This is a genomic window from Anaerotignum lactatifermentans DSM 14214 (assembly GCF_900142265.1).
Lineage (GTDB): Bacteria > Bacillota > Clostridia > Lachnospirales > Anaerotignaceae > Anaerotignum > Anaerotignum lactatifermentans.
In genome coordinates, this window is the sequence record NZ_FRAH01000121.1 from 1 (window position 1) to 5,427 (window position 5,427).

7 protein-coding genes are annotated in these 5,427 nt (G+C 38.9%); all 7 read right to left on the reverse strand.

Going from position 1 to position 5,427, the window contains the following annotated elements; all coding sequences use genetic code 11:
• Positions 1–703: hypothetical protein (locus tag BUB35_RS17730; RefSeq protein WP_072853895.1), on the reverse strand; the 703-nt coding region annotated here is incomplete at its 3' end.
• Between the two features lie 9 nt (positions 704–712).
• The gene (locus BUB35_RS17735; protein WP_072853897.1) at positions 713–1,039 is read right to left on the reverse strand and encodes a hypothetical protein; all 327 of its coding nucleotides are present in this window, start codon (positions 1,037–1,039) and stop codon (positions 713–715) included.
• A 15-nt stretch (positions 1,040–1,054) separates the two neighbouring features.
• Complete coding sequence (locus tag BUB35_RS17740) at positions 1,055–1,426, reverse strand: DUF3846 domain-containing protein (RefSeq protein WP_072853899.1); 372 nt, start codon at positions 1,424–1,426, stop codon at positions 1,055–1,057.
• A gap of 622 nt (positions 1,427–2,048) precedes the next feature.
• Positions 2,049–2,633 carry a hypothetical protein gene (locus BUB35_RS17745; RefSeq protein ID WP_072853901.1) on the reverse strand — a complete coding sequence of 195 codons (585 nt, stop codon included), beginning with the start codon at positions 2,631–2,633 and terminating at the stop codon, positions 2,049–2,051.
• A 94-nt stretch (positions 2,634–2,727) separates the two neighbouring features.
• Positions 2,728–3,429: a hypothetical protein gene (locus BUB35_RS17750; protein WP_072853904.1), complete on the reverse strand. Its 702-nt coding sequence runs from the start codon at positions 3,427–3,429 to the stop codon at positions 2,728–2,730.
• Positions 3,430–3,528: 99 nt separating this feature from the next.
• Positions 3,529–5,010, reverse strand: a complete 1,482-nt coding sequence (locus tag BUB35_RS17755; protein WP_072853906.1) for a recombinase family protein — start codon at positions 5,008–5,010, stop codon at positions 3,529–3,531.
• Positions 5,011–5,099: 89 nt separating this feature from the next.
• Positions 5,100–5,276, reverse strand: a complete 177-nt coding sequence (locus BUB35_RS19330) for a hypothetical protein (RefSeq protein ID WP_172749777.1) — start codon at positions 5,274–5,276, stop codon at positions 5,100–5,102.
• Positions 5,277–5,427 lie beyond the last annotated feature (151 nt).

Genomic DNA, 5,427 nt, shown 5'->3' on the forward strand with positions numbered 1-5,427 from the left:
CTTCTGATAACTGAAGCAAATGATCTGGTTCCACAATCACCTCCCACTCATTTCTTCCTTTAAATAACGCTAAAATATATTCCTTTGAAATTTCCGCCTCATAAACAGTACCGTTTTCTCCAAATCGATTGGCAAACCATTGGGCAACCTCTCGATCCAGTGTCCAAGACAAAGCTTTGACCTTGCCTGCATTATATGAGGTCACGCCTCGATAAACCGATACTGTTTCCGGCAGGCTTCGCAGTGTTTCTATTTCATCTTCTGTCATCATCTCCTCCTGTTTTGATTTACGGAACAGATCCAGCAGTTCTTTCTGCTTGAAGTTAGGATCAAGATTAGGTGCTTCTGTCCGAATCCAGATGTCTGCAAGCATTTTAGAAAAATCCTCTCTGGACAAGTATGATTCCGCATATTTTAAAAAAGCAAGCAGATAAGATTTTGTCATAAGGTGGTATACCCCAAACACATCTTCCGCAGTATCAATCTGCTTTTCCACTTGTTCTTTCCATAGGGTAAATGCCTTTGTATCTTCCATAATATTGGCAAAAGCAATTTCACCGTCAGCCTGCGACACACAAACCATCGCTGAATCCGTAAACGGATGCTTGATGACCAACGGCGAAAACTTTGTTTCTTCTATATTCATGTGCAGGAATACTTTGGCGGTATCTTTGATTCCTCTTAAATCTGTTATTTTTCGCATTTTCTCACCTTACCACAATGCCACATTTCTTTCTTTTTTGATTTGTTCAACCAAAGCATCGAATCCTCCTGCTTCTTCAGCATATTTTGTAAAAACACACTCCACCATTTCTCTCGAAAATCCAAGTTCTTCATAAAGCAAAAGCAGATCCTCTGGTAATCTGCCAAGCACACTTGTTGGCTTTATAATGATGCATCCCTTTTGAAGAATGATATCTACCAATTCATTAGGATTGATCTCTGCATTCTCCAGCATTTCATCTGTGATTTCAATAGGATCACCTGGAGTTCTGTAAATAATTGTTTTTTCACTTGGTTCTGTCTTCATATTTTTCATAACTGTACATCCTCCTTATTCAAATGTGTAAAATTCAATTACTGTCGTTTCTTCTATTTCTTCTTTTGTAAACTCCTGTGGTTCATAAAAAATTTTTGTGTATGTGTCCAACGCCTCCTCACTCAATGATGCCAGGTTTCCTTCCTTGTCACTGCCGCAAACAAAAAAATCGCCAACGATGATATCGCTGCCAATTCTCCTGTTGCCTTCTAAGCCAATCAATTTCCCCTCATCATTTAATAGGATACATACATTGTCATCTAATCCTAAGATGTCAATATATCCACCAACTGCTTCTTGCATAGCTTCCAATGTATTTTTCAGCATATAGACTTCAGGATGTTCATGTGGCTTTACTTTTAATACTTTTATGACATCTTCCTTCATGGTTCTCACCTCCTTAAAAAATTTTTTAATTTTTTTCAAAAAGGGGTTGTAATTTTGAAAAACCCCATTTTGTCGAATTAAGGGAACAAAAAAGGCAGTGTGATGTTTTTTTCATCCACTGCCTTAATTCAAATATCTTTTCCATCGCTTAATATTCAGTTTGCTTATACAAATTTATTTTTTATACTTTTGCGACATTTTTCATCATAATTTTCACACTTTTCAAAAACTTTTTTAAATTTTTTTCAAAAAAGGGTTGTAATTTTGAAAATCGCTTTTTCGTTAAGTTCTGAAAACTGAAAAAGGCAGTGAGATTTTTTTTCATCTCACTGCCCGAAAATCGTTTTTTAACTCCAAAAACGCTATGTCATCTATAAAATTGGATTTTTTGGGGCTTTGAAAATCGCCCTCAAAAACCGCTGGAAGCCTTGATTTTACTGGCTTTGCGGCTATGTCATCTATTTTGATCACTCATCCCATCATGATTGAATGAAAAGTATGCCTGATGAAGCTGGTTGTGCCTTGGTGTAGTTTTTTAAGTGCTACTTCCTACTTTTTAGAATGTTATACTCATCTATTTTCATTTTAAAACAAAGCATCAATACATAAATTATTATTTAAATCAATTAAAACTTCCTTTTAATTTCTCATCTCCGTTTGATTTATGTACATATAAATACTGATTTAAAATCTCTGCATAAGTTTTCTGTCCACATTTTTTCATTCCATTGATCACGTAGGAAAGTTCAACTTTAGGATTTATACTATATGATGTAATATTATGTTTATGTTTTGCAGCTCGATATAAATCATTTAAATCTTCAGAATAATAATTATCAATGTATCTCCAGCCAGAAATTTCCGAAAATACCCACAATAAACATAATTCACTATGTTTAATATCTTTTGAAGCCTGCTGCCAATCTCTAACTCCTATTGCACATTCTCCAAATTTTTCTAACGTACTCTTTGATAATGTAGAAAAAATAATTTCTTTCCCTCTATTATTAGAAAATTCACGATGTTTATTTATAATATCAAGTGCATTGTCAAACTCGTTTGAACTTATTTTATATTTTTCTTGAATTAATATTTTAACTCCCTTAATGCTATCATTATAAATATGTGGATTCGGCAACAGTTTAGATATTTCTTTTAATTGTTCTCGAGATAAGCTTTTTGTAAATGTTCCCGTTTTATATTCCATTCGTAAATTATATAGGAAACACTGTGTATTTTCTAAAATTTCCGATATCTTTCTATACTGAAAATAAGCAGTCAAAATGTCTATATGGCTAATCTCATTTTTTTTTCAAATGCGGTTCACCTTTATGATCATTCAAATATCGAAACACATCACCTTTAGGATCTATCCACTCATAGTGGCTTAAATATGGCAAAACGGGATCAAATACTTCTGAAATTCTTTTATCAATTGTATAAAAATTTAGAATTTTATCCTTTAAATCAGATAAATTATGAGTGAACGAATTTAAATTGAATTTATTAAAAAGTCTATTATGTACTTCATTAATTTGTCCTTCAATAATTTGCTGACGTTTTTTTAATATAGCCAAACTTCTAACAATGGTATCTTCATCAACAGAATCTACTCGTATGAAACTTAACTTATCCTGTTTGTCATTAATTCGTTGAGATATAAGTTTTTCAATTCTATTAAGTTTTTGTAATCGAATAAAATCTTTCTTCTTTGTTTTTGCAATATATATAGATGTTACAGAATGATATATATCTTTAAGATATAGCTCAATAGAATGACGGATACAAAAAAGAATTGGATAAACAAGACTATCCGCAGTTCCCTCTCCAGATTCAAGACTATTTGTCAGAATATGAACTGCATCTTTAAATCCATCGCAAATAGTATCCTGTCCATAATTCCCATTTGTACCTACACAAGCAGTGAACTCGTTTATTGTTGATAATCTATTATATGGGCTTGTGTTTAATATCCTGTCCTTTGACTTAATGTTTGTATCCATTTAATTCACCTGCAATATACTTCATGCCTTGCTAATATATTTTATTTTCAAAATACATTAACTATTTTTTACAAAGGCATAATGCCAAGTGAAAAGATTTTAGATTTTCCAGTGGATTGTAACTTCCTCACTGGTAGCGTCAATTTGTGATATGAGAATATCAACCACCTTGCGCTTATCGTCAAAGCTAACGGACTCCCAATCATCCAGATAGCCCGTAATGCTGTCAATCTGTGAAGCGGAAACGGAATTAGCGGTGAGATCGGCCACCAGCTTTAGCTGCTTTTGACGTTCCGCGTCCAGTTCCTCAATGCGGGTATTTGCGTATTGCAGGAGCAGCGGGTTTGCCCCGGACAAAGTGTCCAGAAGTTTCTCGATCTCGCTCTCCGTCTTTGCAAGGGCAACACGGGCGGCGGTCAGCTTCGGATTGTAGCTTTGTTCCTTTCCGCCTTTCAGCGTGTGGAATTTCCGCATCTTCTTAACCATCTCGCCGTACACAAACGCCTCCATGTTTTGCGCTGTCAGCGTACCAGCCCCCTCACAGCTCCCGTTTTCCGCCCGCTGTTTGCACCGCAGGTAGGTAACGCCATTTTGGGCTCTCAGAGCAGCCAGCGCATAGCCGCAGCGCCCGCACTTGATTTTCCCGGCCAGCCATGTATTATGGCATTTGCGGCCATTCTGGAAAGAGGTGTTCTGTGACAGCTTGCGCTGAACAGTCAGCCAGAGCTGGGAAGAAATGCGGCCCTGGTGCGGGGCAATCACAAGAATTGGCTCTTCGCCCTCGCGCCCTTGATAGAGATAACAGCTATTGTCCCCTGTGAACATTTCCGGGGGACTTTCGATTTTTACGCCCTGGGCCTTGAAGTATTCGTAGATGTCCATATCAGCCTGGACATAAACGGGGTTTCTCAGCAGTTTAGAGATAAAGGCCCGTTGCAGCGCCTTGTCATAGACCTTGATGGAATGTTTGACAAAGTACCGGGTTATATCGCCGTAGGAATTGCCCGGCTCCGCATACATTTGAAACATGAGCTCGGCAAAATCCATTTCCGCATTTTCCACCAGCTTCTTTGTCTTGATCCCGTCCATGACGATGGGCTCGGTATCAAAGCCGTATGGCGTCCGGCCCCGCATATAGTAGCCTTTGGCACACCGGGAATAGAAAGCGTCCTGCACACGCATCTGGATGCTCTCGCGTTCAAGCTGGGCAAAGACAATGCAGATATTGAGCATCGCCCGGCCCATTGGGGTGGAGGTATCAAATTTTTCCGTACAGGAAACAAACTCCACATCGTATTGCTTGAACAGCTCCATGAGCTTTGCAAAGTCTACAATGGAGCGGCTGATCCGATCCAGCTTGTAGACAATCACCCGCTTAATCAGGCCCAGCCGGATGTCCTGCAAGAGCCGCTGAAAGTCGGGACGCTCAATGTTCTTGCCGGAATACCCTTTGTCTTTGTATTCCTTACCCTCACCGCCTTTTAACTCATATCGGCAAAATTCAAATTGACTTTCAATGCTGATACTGTCCTTTTTGTCAATCGACTGCCGCCCGTAAATTGCATCAATTCTATTATCCATAATTAGCTCCCTTTCTGTTCGTTGGGAGCCAACCTACAAGTATATTATACCTCTGCCGCCCCCTTACAACAAGGATGACTCCGGCCTGCCTACCCCCGCTGCCCGGCATACTTGCGGAACACTTCAAACAGCCGCCGCTCGATCTCGCGGTTGTGCTTTTCCAGCTCCTGCGGGGAAAAAACGGGGGTGAGATTTTTGACGGTGATTGTCCGATCTCCGAGAACAGCCGTTTTGATTTCACTTTCATATTTGACTTGCGCCTGCATAAAATCCCTCCCATACAATCAAAGAATGTTTTGAAGCATAACAAAGGCCAGCACCACGAATGAACAGGTCCAGTAAAAACGGACAATGACAAAAAGCCCCCTTATGTAGGATAATAGAACTACATAAGGGGGTCTCGCTATGTCCGGAAAA

Excerpts from the sequence above, each read along its gene's own strand:
- BUB35_RS17745 (WP_072853901.1), bottom strand. The coding sequence starts at position 2,633 with ATGGAATATAAAACGGGAACATTTACAAAAAGCTTATCTCGAGAACAA.
- BUB35_RS17735 (WP_072853897.1), bottom strand. The coding sequence starts at position 1,039 with ATGAAAAATATGAAGACAGAACCAAGTGAAAAAACAATTATTTACAGA.
- BUB35_RS17740 (WP_072853899.1), bottom strand. The coding sequence starts at position 1,426 with ATGAAGGAAGATGTCATAAAAGTATTAAAAGTAAAGCCACATGAACAT.
- BUB35_RS17755 (WP_072853906.1), bottom strand. The coding sequence starts at position 5,010 with ATGGATAATAGAATTGATGCAATTTACGGGCGGCAGTCGATTGACAAA.
- BUB35_RS19330 (WP_172749777.1), bottom strand. The coding sequence starts at position 5,276 with ATGCAGGCGCAAGTCAAATATGAAAGTGAAATCAAAACGGCTGTTCTC.
- BUB35_RS17750 (WP_072853904.1), bottom strand. The coding sequence starts at position 3,429 with ATGGATACAAACATTAAGTCAAAGGACAGGATATTAAACACAAGCCCA.